The sequence below is a fragment of the Arthrobacter sp. zg-Y916 genome (assembly GCF_020907385.1).
Lineage (GTDB): Bacteria > Actinomycetota > Actinomycetes > Actinomycetales > Micrococcaceae > Arthrobacter_B > Arthrobacter_B caoxuetaonis.
Genome location: NZ_JAJJOD010000006.1, coordinates 57372 through 75801, shown reverse-complemented (window position 1 = coordinate 75801; position 18430 = coordinate 57372). Strand labels below are relative to the sequence as shown.

The window sequence follows — 18430 nt, the reverse complement described above, 5'->3', positions numbered from 1 at the left end:
AGTGGACAGGCAGGACAGATCACTGCAGTAACACCAAGACAAGCAGCTTCCGGATAGGGCATGAATGAATTCCGACGAAACGACCTCTGAGGCCCTGGAACTCCAAGCAGTGTTCGGCTACGCCTCAGACCGCGGCCTGCGGCGTGAACTCAATGAGGACTCCCTGATCGCAGCGGATCCCATTTTCGCTGTGGCCGACGGTATGGGCGGACATGAAGCGGGGGAGGTGGCCAGCAGCATCTGCGTGCGGACGCTCGGAGACTCACGGATCGTGGGTGAGCACCTGCCCCAGGTTTCGGCCACCGAGGTCGAAGAACTCCTTGCCAAGGCAGACCGCCAGATCCGGGAAGCCACCGGAGGCCGCGCGGGAACCACGCTGACCGGCGCCGTCCTGGTCCAGGAAGAGTCCCAGCCGTATTGGCTGGTGTTCAACGTGGGCGACTCCCGAACCTACCGGGTGTCCAGGGGCGTGCTGGAACAGATCACCGTGGATCACAGCGAGGTCCAGGAACTGGTCGACCTGGGACAGATCACCCCCGATGAGGCGCTGGTCCATCCGCGGCGGCATGTTGTCACCCGGGCACTTGGAACAGGCAACGACACCGAGGCCGACTTCTGGCTGATCCCGGTCGAGCCGGGGGACAGGCTCATGGTCTGTTCGGACGGCCTGACGGGTGAGGTCAGCGACGGCCACATCTTCCAGATCCTTTCCTCGGTCAGCAATCCCCAGGACGCCTGCGCCGCACTGGTGCAGGCTGCGCTGCGGGCCGGCGGCCGGGATAACGTGACGGTCCTGGTGGTCGACGCCGAATCGAGCACCGGAAACCCGGACTCAGGGGCCATCACCCTTCCGGGGATCACCCGGGAGACGTTCCCTGCACCGGGTGTTGCCCCCGGGGAACGCCCGGGCCAGCCGGAGCAGCACATGCCGGAAACGACTGAAAACGGTCAGTGATGGATGGGCTGCGGTACCGTCCCGGTGCCTGGATCGCACTGGTCCGTGACTCCCGCCTGGTCCTGCTTCCGCCGCAGACCAGCCAGGAACGCGTCGATGAGCTGTGGTCGGCACTGTCCTCCGGGCCTTCCCTGGACGGCGTCTTCCAGGCAGTCACCGGCGCACTCGCTGACAGTCCGCTCAGCCAGCTGCCGCCCTTTGCGCTGCTCTCCGTGGACGGCCAGGTCAATGTACTGCTGCGCGGACCGCTTGAACTGAGCATCGCCGGCCAGGACGGACCGGCAGCAACAGGAGCCCACCTGCGCACCTGGAGCGAACAGGTACTGCCGGCGGCAGGACTGGCTGTGCTCACGCCGGTCCCGCAGGACGACGCCGCCAATGCCCGCCTGCCCCTGCTCACCCTGCGTGAGGGCATGGCCGCCGTATCCCGGATTGAACTCGATCTCGACGCAGCTGCCGCGGAATCCCCTGCAGCAAGCACCGGCGTGGGTGTTCCGGCGCCTCCGGCTCCCGGAGTCACTCCGGCGCCCGCAGTCACTCCGGTGCCCGCAGTCACTCCGGCACCCGTAGCCGCTCCGACGCTTGCATCCCCTCCGGCACCCCCGGTTCCTCCCACACCGGCGGAACCGGCGGAACCGGCATCCGGCGGGCCGGATCTCAGCTCGGCCGTTCCCTGGCTGAAACTCACGCCGCCGCCCCTTGCCGCTGAAGCACCCGAACGGGCCGCGCCCCAGGAACCCCCTGTCCAGACACCGGCCCCACAGGCAGAAGAAGACGCACCAACGGAAACGCTGCCCCCCGTCCTTGAAGACCATGACGGAGAGACCATCATGGGATTCAGCCCCCAGCCCGGGACAGCCGTCCCCGGGACACCGCGGCTGGATCAACTTCACGATGAAGCGGCCGAGGACGGAGAGACGATCCGTTCAGCACCAGCCGCTTCCGGCGGCCAACCCTCCGCCGCAGCCAAAGAGAGCGGCCCCACGGTCCTGGCCCGAACCTGTCCCCAGGGACACGTGAATCCTCCGACGGCCGGCCACTGCCAGGCCTGCGGCCGTGAACTCTCCGGGGAACCGGCACCGGCTCCCCGGCCGAGCCTGGGCGTGATGCGCCTCTCCACGGGGGCTGTCTTTGAGCTGGACCGGAACTTCGTCATCGGCAGGCAGCCGTCAGCGTCCCGCGTGCAGGGAGCAGTCCTGCCCAAGATGGTGCAGGTGCCCAGCGACAGCGGGGATATCTCCCGCTCCCATGCGGAGATCAGGCTGGAAGGCTGGCATGTCATGCTCCGGGACCTGTTTTCGACCAACGGCACCGTGCTGGTCAGGGAAGGGCAGCTTCCGCGCCGCCTGGCTCAGGGCGAAGCAGCCATCTTGCTCGACGGCGACGTGGCCGAGCTCGGTGACAACGTCTCCATCCGCTTCGAGGGACTGGCATGACCAAACGGCCGCCCGCGCCGCCTCCCGGCATCCCGGGGTTCCGTTTCCTGGAACACCTGGGCTCGGGTGGGTTTGCCGACGTGTACCTCTACGAGCAGGACCGCCCGCGCCGCCGCGTCGCCGTCAAAGTGCTGCTTTCGGACCTGCGCGAAGACACGTCCCGGGCCAGCTTCGAAGCGGAAGCAAACCTCATGGCGCAGCTGTCCAGCCATCCGTATATCGTCACGATCTACGAAGCGGACACCACGGCGGATGGCCGCTCGTACCTGGCCATGGAGTACTGCTCCCGCCCCAGCCTCGACGCGCGGTACCGGCAGGGCGGGCTGCCGCTGGCTGAGGTCCTCGCCGTCGGCATCCAGGTAGCCTCCGCCGTCGAGACGGCCCACCGGGCAGGGATTGCGCACCGGGATATTAAACCCGGCAACATCCTGACCACTGATTACAACCGTCCGGCCCTCACCGACTTCGGCATCTCGGGAACCATGGACGCCGAGGACGAAGGGCACGTGGGGATGTCCATCCCGTGGTCACCGCCCGAGGCCCTCGCCGGTGCCAGAGTGGACGGGATCCGCGCCGACATCTACGCACTGGGCGCCACGCTGTACACGCTGCTGGCAGGACGCTCGCCCTTTGTGCGGCCCGGCCACGGCAATACCCAGCGGGACCTGGTGGACCGCATCATTTCCGAACCGCTGCGTCCCACCGGACGTGCGGATGTACCGGAGTCTCTCGAGCTTGCCCTCGCGACGGCCATGGCCAAGTCTCCGGAGTCGCGGTACTCCTCCGCGTATGCCTTTGCGCTGGCCCTGCAGCGGACCCAGGCTGAGCTCAATCTTGCGGTGACTGAATTCGCCGTACTTGAGGATGCGGGACGGCAAAAGGCAGACGAAGAGGACGACGGCGAGCGGACCCGGGTACGCCAGATCGTGTCCATCGACCCCTCGGCAACCACCTTTCCGCCGACCCTCCGTGCAGGCCATCGCCTGCTACCGCGCGGGCCGCACGGCGGTCCGGATTCGGATACCGGGCAAGATACTGGACAAGAAGGTACGGTTCTGCGCGAGCGCCGGCCGGCGCCGGCCGCAGCGGCTGAAGCTCCTGCTCCGGGCGAGTTCCCCGCAACACCGGTCGGTGTGAAGGAAAGCCTCCACCACACCGACAGCGGTAAGGGCAATGAACCCGGAGCCGTTCCGGACGGCACCCCGGCGAGGCGCCGCCTGCTCACCGGCATTGGCGCCGCCGTCGTGCTGGCCGTTGTCCTGCTGGCGCTGCTCCTGCCCCCGGACTCGCCGCGGCGGGAAGCTGCGCCGGCGCCGACCCAGCCGCCGTCGAACGCCCTTGGAGGTTTGGACGGTGCCGTTGCTCCTCCCGCGGCGCTGAGCGGAACCCAGGAAGCCGGAGAAGCGGTGTTTACCTGGACCAATCCCGAACCGCAGGACGGGGACATTTATCTCTGGCGCACTGTGACCGCCACCAGCCGGGGCGAACTGGTCCGGACGGCGGAAACCGAGGCAGTGCTTCCCTCCGGCGGAGTGCAGACCTGCATCGAAGTCCAGGTGGCCAGGGCCAACGGCCGTGCCTCTGAACCGGCCGCGGCCTGTACCCAATAAGGCCCGCAGTCTCGCACCGGGCTGGGGACCGCCATGCCGTGGGCCGTAGCCGGGAAGATTATGCGACATAATGAGCTTTTGGGGGAGCATCTGCGTGCGTTGCTCCAAGCTGGTCCGCTGAATCGGACCGGGGACGGCGTCGTAAGAAGGAGATGGATCTTGGGGGATCTGGCGATTGACTTCAGCGGGGAATGGTACGAACCCGAGGACGGTACGGTGTTCCGCATCGGGCGCGAGGGAGACCTTGCGATCGACGACAATCCGTACCTTCACCGGCAGTTCCTGACCATCGCGCAGGAGAATTCCATCTGGTGGCTGACCAACATCGGCAGCCGCATCTCCGCGACCATTTCCGACTCCACCGGCGGAATGCAGGCGTGGGTCGCTCCCGGGGCCAGGATCCCGCTGGTTTTCGAACAGACCCGGGTGATATTCACCGCCGGACCCACCACCTACGAGTTCGACGTCCATCTGAAGACCCCGGCGTTCCGGCACGACCCCCTGGACGGGTCGGGATCGGGAGAAACCACCATTGGACCGGTGGTCTTCACTCCGTCGCAGCGCGCCGTGATTGTGGCACTGGCCGAACCGCTGCTCCGGCGGGACGGGACGGGGTACAGCTCGCTGCCTTCCTCCGCCGATGCTGCGGCGAGGCTGGGATGGTCGCAGACCAGGTTCAACCGGAAGCTGGACAACGTCTGTGACAAACTCGACCGGGTGGGCGTTGCCGGGCTTCGCGGCGGACCGGGAAAACTGGCCGTGAACCGGCGTGCCAGGCTGGTGGAGCATGCCGTGACGTCCCAGTTGGTGACCGCAGCAGACCTGGGCCTGCTCGATCAGATGAGCGAAGAAACCGACGGCTAGCGGCAAGGCCGCGCTCCGGCGCGGCTCAGAGTGCGGCAAGCGACAAAGCTGGAAATCTGGAACTGGAAGGTCATGGCAACAAACCCAAATCTCGTGAACGCTACTGCCGGGCAGCGGCTCGCCGCCCGGGCGGTGGACAGCGTTCCCCTTCTGGTGCTCGTCCTGCTGGCCTTGATGATCCCCGGACATCTGGCGTTAGCGGTGTGCGCTGCTGCGGCCGCGGCCTACCTCCTGTGGATCCTGCTGTGGGAAGCAGGCAGCGGGCAGACTCCCGGGAACCGGCTGCTGGGCCTGCGCACCGTGGGCGAGGACGGCCATGCGCCGGGCCTCGCAGCCGTACTTGTGCGCAACCTGATACTGCTGGCCTCGGGGGTAACCGTGGCGGGTCCCTGGATCCTCACGGTGTCCAACCTGTGGGACTACCCGCACCGCAGGCAGGGCTGGCACGACAAAGCTGCACACACACTCATGGTGGATATCCGGGCCGGGCGCGATCCGCTGCTCACCGGGGGCCGGTGGACCAACGGGACGTCCGTCGCGCCACCGCAAAAACTGGCAGTCCCCGGAACGAAGCAGGCACCATTCGCGGACCGGGAGCCGTTCCCTGAGCCTTCCGCTGCATCCGCGGCGGCTCCGGCGGCTCAGGGCGCCGGCTTGGCGGGGCGCATTGGCGCCAGCCTCCCGTCCCCTCCCGCACCCGGCACAGCCGGTCCCGCACCCGTGCGGACCGGCTGGGTGCCGCAGGCCGAGGACGCTCCCGGGCCCATCAGCCAGGTGCCCGGAGTATCTGCCCGCCGCGCAGCGGCACCAGTTCCAGCACCAGCGCCTGCTCCTGCTCCGTATCCTGCTCCTGCTCCGGCGCCTGCTCCGGCGGACGACGAGCTGGATGTCGAAATGACCCGCGTCGTCTCCCGTCCGAAGGGCGGCGCGGCGCTTCTGCTCATCTTCGACGACGGCGCCGCGGTACGCATTACGGGAACTGCACTGCTGGGACGCAATCCCGCGGCGGCGATCGGTGAGAGCGTCGATAAGCTGATTGACTTCGCGGACATGGGACGTTCGGTCTCCAAGACCCACCTGCACCTGCAGGCAGACGCCGCGTCCGGTCTCTGGGTCACGGACCGGAACTCGACCAACGGCAGCTCCGTCGTGGCACCGGACGGGCGGCATACGGCCCTGCAGGCACACAGCCCCGTGCTGGCCCCTGCGGGAAGCACCGTCTACTTCGGGGACCGGCACTTCAAAGTCGGCTAGGCGGAGGACCCGGGGGACCCGCCCAGCTCAAGGAGCAACTGCCCGTAGGCTTCGAGCGGATGGGGTTCGCCCGCAACGGGTTCGGGGGCATAGCGCACCCCGAGGGACTGTGCCGGAGCGGTGCCCAATAGCCCCGCGCGTGAGCCGGCCAGCGCCAGCGCGGACTGTGCAGACCTGCCCGCCAGGGCTTCGGGGCCGAACAGGGCGCAACCGGGCACGGCGGTCCCGGTGAAGCGGGCAGGCCGGGCCAGATCGCGGTATCCCAGCCCGTAGGCCAGCACGGCGGTTCGTGACCGGGCACCGTGCATGGCCTCCAGGAACGCATCGAGTCCGGCGTCGGTCAAGGGCGCCTCTGCCTCAGCGAGGAGCTCCACAGTTTCCACCACACCCGAACGGGTGCGCTCGACGGTCACGACGGCGACACTTCCGGCCGCCGTCGCCGGACCGCCTGCCCGGCCCGGCGCGGAACCTGTGACCACCGCCCGGGTGGTGCCAGGCGAGCGGCGGTAGCAGTGCTCGGAGAAGGCTGCCGCGTCCCAGAGCTCGCTGACCGGTTCATACAGGCCCCAGCCGACGGGCGCTGATCCGGTGGCAGCTTCAAAGACGCGGGCCGTAAAAGCGCCTGCCTGTGTGGCGAGGGATGCGGGGTGGAACACGCTGGCCCGGATATGGAAGTACGCGCTTTCGACGCGTTCTGCGGACAGGAACTCGGCAGCAACGCCGTCGCCGGGGCGCAGCTCGGCACCGTCCCATACCTGTCTCCGCCCGGTCACGGCGTCATAGAACCCGCCGTCTGGCGACGTCGCCAGCCAGGCCGCCGACTGCCCGTCCAGCATGGCCGAGAGCGGCAGCGTGATCGAGGACGCGGACGGAGTCAGGACCACGAAGCGGCGCCCGGAGCGCACCGCTCCGGTGTGGGCACGGGCAAGCCAGGGGCTCAGGCTTACCACCGGCTGGTCACAGAAAACCATGGCGGTCGCCGGTGTCAGGAAATCATAGGCTGACTCGTGCATCAGCTTCCGGTTCCTTCCGGGAGCAGGACAACACCGGCGGTGCGCCGCGCAACTGCGTGGCAGAGGGCATCGGCCAGGGCACCGCCGTCGTGCGCCCCGCCGGTCGCGTACACATCGAGCCACCACAGCGGCTGCGCGGACCCGGATCCTTCGGCGGTGAAGAACGCCGGGACGCCGGAGCCGGCCGGGGCGCTGACGTTTGCTCCTTTGCCCAGCCGCAGGACTTCGCCCGGAACCCGGATCAGCCGGGGGAGTTCGACGGCAACGGGGACCCGCTCGCCGTCGACGATTTCGATGACCTGGCCTTCGGCGGCCTCACGCATGCTTTTGTCCGGCATCGTTTCCAGCAGGGACTCCACGATCACCCTGCGGCTGGGTTCTTCCGTGCTGAGGACCGTCCACCGGTAACTCACCGGACGCTCCCCACAGACGCTTCGGCATCGGCGTCATTGAGGAAGAGCTGCAGCATCTGCACCGGCCGTCCGGGCTGGATGAGCTGCGCACGGCCCGGCGGAAGGGACCGCGCGCGGACGCCGTTAATCAGTCCGCCCTCGGTCCGGTCACCGGAGAGGATCAGCGCGGCGCTGCCGGAGTCCCGCAGGGCGGTGAAGAACGGTTCGTACATGCCGCGGCTGGCACCGCGTACCCGCCGGGAGAGGACAGTGTGCAGCCCAATTTCCGGCGCCAGGGGCAGGTACGGGGTGAGCCGTGCCAGCGGTGAGGACCCGCCGGCGGTCAGGACGTCGTAATCGTCCACAACCAGGACCACGCGCGGGGATGCGGCTACTTCTTCGGGAGACGCGCCGACGCGTTTCTCCAGTTCCGACGCAACGGCGGCTGCCAGCTTCTCGGCGAGTGCCGCGCTGGTCGCGTATCCGCCCAGGTAATCCTCCTGCACTTCGCCGGCCAGGGCCCTGCGCGGATCAAAAACGGCGAACACAATCTCATCGGCGCTGTGCTGGGCGGCCAGGGTACGGATCATGGTTTTCAGCACGTTGGACTTGCCCGAAGCGTCATCGCCCATGACCACCAGGTGGTGCTCGCGGCCCTGCAGGTCCAGGTTCTCCGTCCCCAGGTCTGTCTCGCGCAGGCCCAGCGGAACCAGGCCCTGCACGGTGGGAACGGTTGAGGGATCAGCCGGTGCGGTGGCAGGCAGGACCCGCACTGCCATGGCACGCCCGTCAGTGGAGGCGGCGACGGCGGCAACCAGGTTGCGTGTTCCCTGGATGGCTGAGCCCTCGTCCGGGTCCCCGTCGATCCGGGGGAGCGCAAAGTGTCCCTGCAGTTTCCGGTCCGTCAGGGCACGGCCGGGCGTGCCGGGGCTGAGCGCCTCTGCGAGCTTGCGGCCGTGCGATGACTCACCCGGGTCGGCGAGCCGCAGCTCGATCCGGTTGCCAAAGAAACTCTGCTGGGCAATGCGGATCTCGTTCATGCGCGAGCAGGTGACCACCACGTGGATGCCGTAGCCGCCGCCGCGTGAGATCAGGGAATGGACAGACTTTTCAATGTCCTCGAACTCATCCGGAAGCTGCCCGTAGCCGTCCAGGACCAGCACGATGTCCGCGCTGGGAAGTTCCGGGATGCGGCCCTGGGCAGAGAGCGAGCGGAGCGTGGACAGCGAGTCGATCTGGTATTTCTCGAAGATCCGCTCGCGGAGGGTCAGCATGGCGAGGATTTCATCCACCGTCCGGCGGACCACTTCGCGGTTGGTGCGGACCGCCACCCCGCCCACATGCGGCAGGCCCTCCAGCGGCAGCAGCGAGCTGCCGAGCAGGTCCACGGCATAGATGCCCACTTCCGAGGGAGTGTGGGTCAGCGCCAGCGAAGCGACGATGGTGCGCAGCGCGGTGCTCTTGCCGGTTGACGGGCCGCCGACGATCGCGGCGTTGCCTCCGTTGGCGGAAAGGTCGAGGTTCCAGATTCCCTGCCACTGCTTGGCGGGGTCGTCCAGGAGTCCCACCGGGATGGAGAGGTTACCCCCGGCATTCAGCCGCAGGCCTTGACTGGTCGTCAGCACCCCGCCGGCTGCAGTGTCCAGCGCCAGGCCGCGCGGCAGCGGCGGCAGCCAGATCGGGTCCACGGCGCGGGGGAACCGGGAGAGGGTTTCCATCAGGGTGGAGAGCACCGTGGGCCCGGTGGTGCGTTTGGCGGAGGACGTCGACGCCGCCGCGGCGCCCTGGGCGTTGGCAGCGGGCTCGAGGGCGGCCGCATAACGCGGGACTTCGAGCACGGGCAGTGATTCGTCTGCCGCCTCCGGCTCCGGCGGTGCAGCGTCTTCCAGCGGACCGGAGACATAGCCGGCCTTGAACCGCGTGTAGGTGGTGGTGTCCACCTTGAGGTAGCCGAAGCCGGGAACCGGGGGCAGGTGGAAGGCATCCGGGGTGTCCAGCACGGTGCGCGACTCGGATTCGGAGAGGGTGCGCAGGCCGATCCGGTAGGAGAGGTAGGTATCCAGGCCGCGCAGCTTTCCGCCTTCGATGCGCTGGCTGGAGAGCAGCAGGTGGACGCCGATTGAACGGCCGATCCGGCCGATGGAGAGGAACAGCTCGATGAAGTCGGGCCGTGCAGTGAGCAGTTCACCGAACTCGTCGATGATGACCACCAGGTGCGGCAGGGGTGCAACGTCCTGGCCCTGGGCCATGCGGTGCTGCCGGTGCAGCTGGTAGTCGGTGATGTTGGCCAGGTTGCCTGCGTCCTTGAGGACTTCCTGCCGGCGCTGGATTTCGCCGGACAGGCTGGCGTAGACCCGCTCGATGAGGCTGACGTCGTCGGAGAGGTTGGTGATGACGCCGGTGACCTGCGGGGCATCGGCGAAGGGAGCGAACGTGGCGCCGCCCTTGTAGTCCACCAGCACCATTGCGAGGAGCTCAGGAGGATGGGTGGCCAGCAGCCCGACCACGAGGGAGCGCAGCATCTCGGACTTGCCGGAGCCGGTGGCGCCGACACAGAGCCCGTGCGGGCCGTGGCCGAACTGGGCGGATTCCTTCAAATCGAGCAGCGCCGGACGCCCGCGGTCGTCCGCGCCGAGCGGAATCCGCAGGAAATCCACGTCGCTGCGCGGCTGCCAGAGGCGGCGGATATCAGCCTCATCCAGGGCCGGGGAAAGGCCAAGCATGTCCAGGAACCCCTCGGAGCTGCCGGAGGTCTCGTGTTCCAGGGAATCCGGTGAGAGCCGCAGGGGGGCCATGGACCGGGCCAGGGACTCCGCCAATGCCACCGGAAGTGTGTCGAGGACACCGGAATCGACCCGCGGTTCCACCGGGTCCGCCCGGAAGTTCTCCAGCAGGAAACCGGTCTCGGTTTCGGAGATGCGCACGGAAACTTCGCCGGGTTCCTGTCCCCGGTCCTCGACCAGGTGGACCGTGGTGATGCCCAGCTGGCCGGGAGATGCCTGCCGGTCCGGCAGCGGCAGCTCTGCCGGCAGCCGGCCGTAGCTGTCCGAGACCATCAGCAGCCGGGGCAGGGCGGAACCGATGCCGCCGCGCAGGAAGTTCTTGCGGGCTTCGGCTGCCATGTTCGACCGCCGGACCAGGTCGTCCTGGACCAGGTCCGCCATCGATTCCATGTCCGGGGCCACGCGGCGAACCGGTCCGGTGCGGTGGGTTTTGTCCTGGTCTGCCAGGTGCGGCAGCCAGGTGGCCCACTCCCAGTCGCTGCGGGATTCTTCCCCGGACACCAGGGCCAGGTGCAGGTCTTCGGGGGAGGAAAAGGCTGCGGACTGCAGCAGCAGGAGGCGGGAGACCTGAAGCACGAACGGCCGGGAACCGACCACGCTGACGGTTCCGGCGCCGTCGAGCGGCACGGTGACGGGCAAATCCGGACTCGCCTCGTAGCGGCGCTTGAGGATCTGCAGTTCGGTGGCCATGAACGTGTCTTCCCGGGCCAGGGCGGAGCCTGAATCGAGGATGGTGATTTCCCGGTTGCGCCGCGTGCCGGTGCCGATCCGGGTGTGCAGGAAATCCTCGTTGTGGCGGCGGCGTTCCCAGAGCCGGCGATGGTTCCGGATGATATCGAAAAGGGCGTCCGGCGGCGGGCTGGCTGCGCGGGCGACGGCAGCGGCGCTCTGTTCCTCAGCCCGCAGGGTCCGCCGGCAGCGCTCCAGGTACTCGAGGTAATTCTCCCGCTGCTCCCGGCGTGCCCTGCCCTGCTTTCCGCGCTGGCTGACCATCATCACGATCGAGGCCAGGATGGTCACGATCATCATCAGCGCACCCACCGCGGCGAGCGGCGAACCGCGGAACAGCATCATGACCGTCATGGAAACCCCGGCGCCGAGGAGCGGCACCAGGGACATCATGTTCATGCCGCCCTTGCCGCCCTCGATCTGCGGCGGGGCATCCAGGGTGAAGGCTTCCATGCTGCGGGCGGGAGGGGTGGTCCGGGCGGGCCGGTGGAGCAGCCTGATGCTCATACCCGTGCCCTTCGCCCGGTCCCGCTTTCGGCCTGCCGCGATGCCGCCCGCCTGGCAGGCATGCCGGGAGCTGCGGATGCAGCGGAAAGCACGCGGGCAGAGAGCTCCGCGGCCTGCAGCCGGGCAGCCCGGGAGAGCAGACGGGGCTGGATCTCGACGCCGGCAGCCAAATGGGCGTCGTAGTCCAGTACGGCCGTTTCCACCCCGGCGCGGTGCAGACGCCGGGCTTCCGCGGCGGGACGCAGGGCGCTGCGCGCCGCGGTCCTGGTCAGCAGCACGAGCAGGGGAACCTGTGCCAGGGCCGGGTTGCCACGCCACAGCTCAGCCGCGCGTGCTGCATCGTCCAGCCCCGCGACGCTCGCCGGCGTCACGAAGAGGGCCAGATGGGACTCTGCAAGAGCCCAGCGCACAGCCTCCGGGCCCAAACCGGGCGGGCAGTCGAACACGGTGACCGGGCAATAGCGGGAGAGCACCCGGGAAAGGTGAAGGACGTCGTCGTCGGTGGCTTTCTGCGCGGCGGCGGGGGACCGCCTCCCGGTGACCAGCAGGTTCTCCGGGCCGGGGGAGGCGACATAGCCGCGCACCTCTGCCAGCGACCCGGGGATGGTGCGGCCGAGGCGCGCTGCGATGTCGTCCAGCGGAGGCGCGGACGGCGCAGCGAGCCGAAGGGCCAGCGTCCCTGCCTCCGCGAGGTCCACGGCCGCCGCGGCGTCAGCGCGCAGCGAGGCGCAGGTGCGTGCAAGCAGGGCCGCTGCAGTGGTCCGGCCGGCACCGCCGCGGAAACCGACGACGGCGATCCGCCGGCCGGTGGTAACCGGCTGCTGCACGCCGGCAGCGGCTTCGGCCAGTGACTGGGGATAGTCATCGCCCCGGAACATATCGGCGGCCTGGGCCAGGAACCGGCGTGCGGGCCCTTCCGCCGGCCGGGTGCGCAGGGTGCGCCGCAGGCGCTGCGGTGTGGACTCGAAACCGTCGTCGGAGACCGGACCAGGTGCGCCGAAGCCTCCGCTGGGATCCATGGATGTCATCTAGAAGCTCTCCAGCAGTTGGGCGAAGATACCGAACATGCCTGCCGCGAGGGGAACGGAGGCGAGGATCGCCAGGGTTTCCAGCCGCTTGGCGGCCAGGCGGAACCTCGCCTGGGTGTGGTCCGGCAGGTTTAGGGACAGGGCAATCCATACGGCTGCCGCCAAGGCCAGGACCAGTGCTCCGGTAACCCAGGGCTGCCCGGCGAACCAGCGGCTGCTGCCTGCCATCAGGGCAGCGAGTCCGACGGCGGTGGCGGCGTACAGTGCCAGCCGTTCCGGTGCCAGCGGGAAAGCCCGGGCACGCAGGAACACTGCCAGTGTGAGGACGGCGAGGAGCGGAAGCGACCAGGCCTGCTGTTCGCTGTCCGTGCCCAGCAGCCAGAACGCCAGGGCAGCGGAGGTAGCGGTGACAGCTGCGCCCACAGCGAGCCCGGTGTGTGCGGAGGCGACGGACTCCAGGGCATCGGGACGGCCCACCTGGCCGCCCTTGGCACGCTGGTCATCAAGTGCAGCGAGGCCGGAGGCTGCCAGCGCCAGGCCCGGAAGCAGCCCAAGCAGCAGCACACTGGCGATCCCGGCTAAAGCGGAGGCCTGGACCGCGCTGCCGGTGGCGGCGACGGCCGCGCTCCAGCCGGCCGCGGCCAACACGCTCACAAGCGCGCCGGTATACATGGCTTTGGGCTGGCGGTTTGCTGCTCCCAGGGCCATCAATGCCACGACGGTTGTCCCGGCGAGGATCAGGCCGGCACGCCTGTAGTCCTCAGCCCCTTCTCCGCCGAGGATCCCCGCGGCGTGAAGGGATGATCCAAGGCCGATGAGCCATGCCGCACCCAGCGCAGCCGGCCCCACGGGCGAGACTGGGCTCCGCCGCGCCAGGAGAACCCCGGCGCCGCTGGTCAGGAGGGAAAGGGCGGCAAGGAGCCACCAGGCTGAGCCCGGAGCAAGCGCCTCAAGCAGCAGTTCGGCCCCGGTCCAGAGACCCACGGCGGCGAATACTCCTGCACAGGCGTTCTTCCAGTGCTGGTTCCACCGTCCGCGCACTGCTTCGGTTTCGGCGACTACCAGGTCCGTAACGTCGTAGACAATCGGGGCCGGGGGAGCCTCGGAAGCGTTGCAGAGCTGCAGGGAGGTCCCATCCAGGACGTCGGCTCCGGCCAGGGTGTCGCCGGGAGTGAGCTCTGTGCCGTCGGGGGCGACCAGGACCTTGGCGGCCACATCCTCGGAGGGCTCGTCGCCCAGCAGTTCCAGGACCTGGGGCATGAGGGCTGCCACCGGCTGGTCAGAGGGCAGCAGTAAATCCAGATGGCGCTGCCGGCCAACCAGTGTCACCCGTGTATAGGCATGCGCCATGGCTGCCAGGCTCCTGTCTCGATGCTTAGGAAGGGGATTGAGGCAGAGGCCGTACCGCCGTCGTGCACTCCGCCGAGTGCCCCTGCGCTGCTTTGCTGCTGCTGCTGTTCCTGCTTGGCCCGGTTCTGCTCCAGCAGGTTCGTGACGAAGGAGTAGCCGACGCAGACCGCTGCGATCAGGGCCGCAACGGCAATGCTGAACAGGAAGAGCTTCACGGTGTCCGCCCAGCGGCGTTCGTTGGGGTTGTTGCCGTAGAGCAAGGCAGTGAGCAGCCGGTTCCGGCGGACCGCCACAGACTCGATGAGCTGGTTGTCGTAGTCGTTTGCGATGATGTGCCTCCCCCCAACTACAGATACGCTACATATCCTGCCAGATGACGGGCCGCAGCCCGCGCCGGCGCGAGGCTTATCCACATGGGTAGTTCTCCCCATTGCGTCAGATTCCGTATACGGCTTGGATGGTGGGGTACCGCTCAGCGGAACGGCTTGGCACTCGCCGGCCCGGACGGCAGCGGGGGGAATGACCGGACGAGGGCACGCAGGTGCCGAAGGTGGTTTGACATGAAATTCGATATGGGGTCCTCGACCCTTGGAACACTGACGCAGCAGACGGGGCACTCCAACGAGGACCTGGGCCAGCTGGTCCGGAACCTGATGGAGGCGGTCACACCGCTGCAGGGCAAGTTCAACGGCCAGGGGCGGGTGCGCTTCGATGAATTCAAGGCCCGCACTGATGAGATCGCCAATGAGCTGAACAGTTCGCTCTCGGCAATCCTCATGGGCCAGTCCGAAATGGACCGCTCCTTCCAGATGGGCGACCAGGAATCGGCGGACAACGCGGCCCAGCAGCAGGGTGCGGCAAGCTTCGACGCCGCCCGCTTCGGTTCTTCGCGCTAAGCCCCTTCCCACCCGTTCTTCGAAAGGAACTGCCATGTCCCAGGATCGTTTGAGCTATGACACCGACACCTCTGCCGCCGTGCAGGGGGACATCCAGAGCATTGTTGCCCGGCTTGAGTCGCTGATTGGCGAGCGTGAAAAGGCCGTCAACGCGGCCATGTCCGATTTCCAGGCCGACGGTGTCTCCGAGGAGTACCAGGCAGTGGAAAACCGCTTCCGCAACGCCGCCAACGAGACCCGCAACATCATTGCCCTGGTCAAGCAGACGCTGAACCTCAACGACCAGACCGCCACCAGCGCCGGGTCGCGTGCCAGGAGCGCTGTCCAGAACATTGGCTAGCCGGTGAGCTACAACGTCAACCCCGGTGCAGTGTCCGGAGTCCTCCAGCAGGTAGCACCGCTGCTGGAGGAATACCAGGCGGAATTCACCGCGGTGGGGGAGAAGATCAGCGAGCTGGCCACGGCCTGCATGGCAGAGCCGGTGGCTGCGGAACTGGGCGCTCTGACAGAGAAGCTGATCAACCCCGCCTTCACCAACATTGCCGGCCGGTCCTCAAATGCCGTGAACGCTGTCAACAATGTTCTGACCATCCTGCTCGAATCCGATGCGCAGATGGCCGACGATGCCCGTGAAGCGTCGATGCGTGCAGCCCAGGGGGCCGCGGATAATCCGCCACAGGCGCCTGAACCCGCCGTTCATTCAGGACCTGGGCCACAGGCCGTTTAGGCCAGGCGCAGTCGCGTCGGCATTCGTATCCAGCTAAACCCGGGGGAAACCATTGAGTATCGACATCGCAGCGTTCGAGGCTGTGCTGCCGGATCCGGAAGCGATCCGCGCGGCAGCCGCAGCGCTGGTCAGCGCCGTCGGCGACGTTGTGGACACGGCCGAGGAATCATCTGCAGCGTGGTCGCACCTGCAGTCACCGGACGTTTATGACATCGCCGGTTCCGAGGTGGTGTTCAACGCCTTCCGTCCGGTCACAACTTCCGCCGGGGATCTCGATTCCGACGTTGGCACTGTCGATAAAGCTGTGCTGGCCTACGCGGATACGGTGGACGCCCTCAAGGTGCGGCTGGACGCGGTGAAGGCCGACGCTGCCAACTTCTTCTCCCGGACCCGTGGACGCAGCCAGGACGACTGGGATGACGACGAAGGCCTGATCCAGGCCGAACAGAACATCATCGGCGACCTGAACCTGCTGTACGCGGATCTCCAGGAAGCCCAGCGCGTCTGCGCCAACGCGATCAGCGCTATCTACGGCGGCCCGTCCTACGTCCTGACCACTGAAGAGGGCGCCGGCACCGGCGAAGTGGAGTTCGGCTTCAGCGGGGAGCAGCTCGACGCAGCCGCAGTGGAGGGCAATGTTCCCTGGGGGCAGCCCACCGAATGGGACAAACCCTGGTACCGGGATGCATGGGACGGTGTTGCCTCCTTCGGCAAGGGTGTCTGGAGCGGTATTACGGGCACGGTCACCGGCCTGGGCAACATGGTGGGGCTCGGCGGCGGCGAGGCCTTCGCACAGACCTGGAAAGGCCTGGGGGCTCTGGCGACCAACCTGGCCATCATGACCAGCCCCGTCGTCCAGGTGGCTCTGCTAGCCAGCGGCAACGGCGACCGGGTTCGGCAGGCCGGCGACGAACTGCTGGCCGTAGGCAAGGCCGCTATCCACTGGGACGAATGGCAGACCGATCCTGCCTATGCTGCCGGCGCGACGTCGTTCGACCTGGCTTCGATCCTGCTCACGGCAGGCGCTGGAGCCACGGCGAAGGTCGGCTCGGTAGCGGGGAAGATCGGCGACATAGCCAACGCCTCAGGCAAGGTCTCTGCGGTGGTGAATGCCTCCGGCATCGGCAAAGTGGGGGCTGTAACGGTGAAGATCACGGACGCAGCGCAGGCTTTCAAGATCAACGCCATCACCACCGTGGTGGACACCTCCCGGGTGACCGTCGGCAAGGTCGGCGCCGCGTGGCAGGCGGCGGATCAGTTCGTGATCGATTCGAGCAAGTCAGCGCTGGACTCAGGCCGGGCGGCACTGAACTCGGCCCTGAACAAGGTTGATACCGTGCTGGCCAACGCCGGCCACGGCCGGTTCGGCACTCCCGCGCTGGCCGGTGCCGGCGGGGCGGGGCCCCGGGTCGTGGCGTTCACTCCGGACACTCCGCCTACCCGCACCGGCGGCGGATCAGGCTCCGGGGCCACGGTCCCGCATTCTACGGCGACGCCGGATGCTCCGGTGCGCACGAACGTTCCTGAGTCCTCCGGCGGCCGGTCGTCCACACCGGATGCCCCGGTGCGCAGCAACGGTACTGGTGCTGAACCGCCGTCGGGTAAGCCCGGGCATGCCGTTCCGGAGGACCGCACGCCGTCAGGCAGGACCACGGAGACGTCTGCTCCAGCGGGCCACTTGGACGTTGACGATGCCCGTCCGGGTGTAAAGGGCGACGCCGACGATGTGCGCCCTGGTGCTGTTGACGATGCTGCCGGCGGCCAGCGGAACGGTGACGCTGATTCGTCCGCGTCAGCTGAGGCGCCGGATGCCATGGATGCAATGGATGCGCCTGCGCCCAAGCCGGTTGTGCACTACGACGCTGAGGGCCGGGTGGAGAAGGTTGAGTTCGGGGACCGCACTCATACTGTCTCGACCCGCCACGACCAGATTGCGCAGCTGCAGCGCTCCCTGGATCCTGCGACGTGGAAGAACACTGACGATTTCCTTGCTGCCCATCTTCCGCCGTCTGAGTTTCAGGCCCTGGATGGGCTGCGCGGCCCGGACGGTAAGCTGCCGCCGGATGTGGTGGAAACACAGGTTGCTGATCTGCTGGAGAAGGCTTTCGACGGCGAGGCCCGTGGACCGGTTCGCCCCGGTGGCAGCCCGCTGGAGAACGCCCTGCGCGGAATCCCGACCCGCTACTACTACGACCTGACCGATGCGCAGGCGGTCCTGGTCCACGACGTCCGGCATCTGCTGGGCAGCGGGGACATCAGCCAGCCGTTCCAGAAGATCCTGGGCGCTGATGATGCTCGCACCGTTCTGGACAATGCCGACACCTACAAGGGCAGCATGGGTGGATTCATCACCCAAGCCGCGGATACGGCCTCACTGCGGACAGTGGACGAGATCATTCTTGGCCTAAGGCTGGATTACGTTCTTCCCGACGGCAGCATGCCGTACAAGGTCGGAGAAACCGAAGCTGTGTATGCGGTGCGTTTTCACGCGCAGAAAGCAGACCCCATCCACATCCCGGACTACTCCAACGATGCCCGGGTGGAAGAGCTGCGGCGCGACCGCTCCGCTGAGCAGCTCCGGGCCGCAAACGGCACACAGACCACGGAAGACCTGCGGCTCAAGGAACAGGACATGGCTGCCTACCGTGAACATGCCAATACGGAAGCCGGCGCATGGACGCTCGAAGACCCCGCTGGATGGCCGAACACCGGGCACGGTCTCACAAGCAGCCGGGTTGATGATCTGCCCATTGTTCCGGAGCTAAAGGTGAAGTATGGAGTGGATATGGAGGACGGCGCCGAGATGTGGCGGATAGACAGGGACAGGAACGAGGTCCTGGTGGGAGTTTACGATTTGGACTCCAGAATGTGGATTAGTCTCTGAGT

The 18430-nt window shown here is 67.6% G+C and carries 15 protein-coding genes; 9 read left to right on the top strand and 6 right to left on the bottom strand.

What is annotated here, in order from left to right; genetic code table 11:
• Positions 1-64: 64 nt before the first annotated feature.
• From LOC59_RS10535 to LOC59_RS10515, 5 genes are all read left to right on the top strand, one after another.
• Positions 65-955: a PP2C family protein-serine/threonine phosphatase gene (locus tag LOC59_RS10535; RefSeq protein WP_227894937.1), complete on the top strand. Its 891-nt coding sequence runs from the start codon at positions 65-67 to the stop codon at positions 953-955.
• The gene (locus LOC59_RS10530; protein WP_229971845.1) at positions 955-2391 is read left to right on the top strand and encodes an FHA domain-containing protein; all 1437 of its coding nucleotides are present in this window, start codon (positions 955-957) and stop codon (positions 2389-2391) included. Before LOC59_RS10535 ends, LOC59_RS10530 begins: the two co-directional genes overlap by 1 nt.
• Positions 2388-4001, top strand: coding sequence for a serine/threonine-protein kinase (locus tag LOC59_RS10525; protein WP_227894935.1), 1614 nt, complete (start codon positions 2388-2390; stop codon positions 3999-4001). Before LOC59_RS10530 ends, LOC59_RS10525 begins: the two co-directional genes overlap by 4 nt.
• Positions 4002-4160: 159 nt before the next feature.
• A complete protein-coding gene (locus tag LOC59_RS10520) occupies positions 4161-4865 on the top strand; it encodes a hypothetical protein (protein ID WP_227894934.1) in 705 nt (234 codons plus the stop codon).
• 72 nt (positions 4866-4937) lie between these two features.
• Positions 4938-6119, top strand: a complete 1182-nt coding sequence (locus LOC59_RS10515) for an RDD family protein (RefSeq protein ID WP_229971844.1) — start codon at positions 4938-4940, stop codon at positions 6117-6119.
• Here LOC59_RS10515 and LOC59_RS10510 read toward each other — a convergent pair.
• Genes LOC59_RS10510 through LOC59_RS10485 form a run of 6 tightly spaced genes read right to left on the bottom strand, consistent with a single transcriptional unit; the run spans position 6116 to position 14214 of the window.
• Entirely contained in the window at positions 6116-7132 is a 1017-nt protein-coding gene (locus tag LOC59_RS10510) for a DUF6177 family protein (RefSeq protein ID WP_229971842.1), read from the bottom strand. The genes LOC59_RS10515 and LOC59_RS10510 overlap by 4 nt on opposite strands.
• Positions 7132-7545, bottom strand: coding sequence for a hypothetical protein (locus LOC59_RS10505; protein ID WP_229971839.1), 414 nt, complete (start codon positions 7543-7545; stop codon positions 7132-7134). The genes LOC59_RS10510 and LOC59_RS10505 overlap by 1 nt, the downstream gene beginning before the upstream one ends.
• The gene (gene eccCa / locus LOC59_RS10500; protein WP_229971837.1) at positions 7542-11543 is read right to left on the bottom strand and encodes a type VII secretion protein EccCa; all 4002 of its coding nucleotides are present in this window, start codon (positions 11541-11543) and stop codon (positions 7542-7544) included. The genes LOC59_RS10505 and eccCa overlap by 4 nt, the downstream gene beginning before the upstream one ends.
• Complete coding sequence (locus LOC59_RS10495; RefSeq protein ID WP_229971836.1) at positions 11540-12571, bottom strand: hypothetical protein; 1032 nt, start codon at positions 12569-12571, stop codon at positions 11540-11542. Before LOC59_RS10495 ends, eccCa begins: the two co-directional genes overlap by 4 nt.
• Positions 12572-13921, bottom strand: coding sequence for a type VII secretion integral membrane protein EccD (gene eccD / locus LOC59_RS10490; protein ID WP_229971834.1), 1350 nt, complete (start codon positions 13919-13921; stop codon positions 12572-12574).
• Positions 13897-14214, bottom strand: a complete 318-nt coding sequence (locus LOC59_RS10485) for a hypothetical protein (RefSeq protein WP_227894925.1) — start codon at positions 14212-14214, stop codon at positions 13897-13899. Before LOC59_RS10485 ends, eccD begins: the two co-directional genes overlap by 25 nt.
• 267 nt (positions 14215-14481) lie before the next feature.
• Here LOC59_RS10485 and LOC59_RS10480 point away from each other — a divergent pair, with 267 nt between their 5' ends.
• Genes LOC59_RS10480 through LOC59_RS10465 form a run of 4 tightly spaced genes read left to right on the top strand, consistent with a single transcriptional unit; the run spans position 14482 to position 18428 of the window.
• Positions 14482-14817: a hypothetical protein gene (locus LOC59_RS10480; protein ID WP_227894924.1), complete on the top strand. Its 336-nt coding sequence runs from the start codon at positions 14482-14484 to the stop codon at positions 14815-14817.
• Positions 14818-14851: 34 nt separating this feature from the next.
• Positions 14852-15157 (top strand): pore-forming ESAT-6 family protein, encoded by a 306-nt coding sequence (locus LOC59_RS10475; RefSeq protein ID WP_227894922.1) that lies wholly within the window; start codon positions 14852-14854, stop codon positions 15155-15157.
• 3 nt (positions 15158-15160) lie between these two features.
• The gene (locus LOC59_RS10470) at positions 15161-15544 is read left to right on the top strand and encodes a DUF6507 family protein (RefSeq protein ID WP_227894921.1); all 384 of its coding nucleotides are present in this window, start codon (positions 15161-15163) and stop codon (positions 15542-15544) included.
• Positions 15545-15596: 52 nt separating this feature from the next.
• Positions 15597-18428 carry a hypothetical protein gene (locus LOC59_RS10465; protein WP_229971832.1) on the top strand — a complete coding sequence of 944 codons (2832 nt, stop codon included), beginning with the start codon at positions 15597-15599 and terminating at the stop codon, positions 18426-18428.
• Positions 18429-18430: the final 2 nt, after the last annotated feature.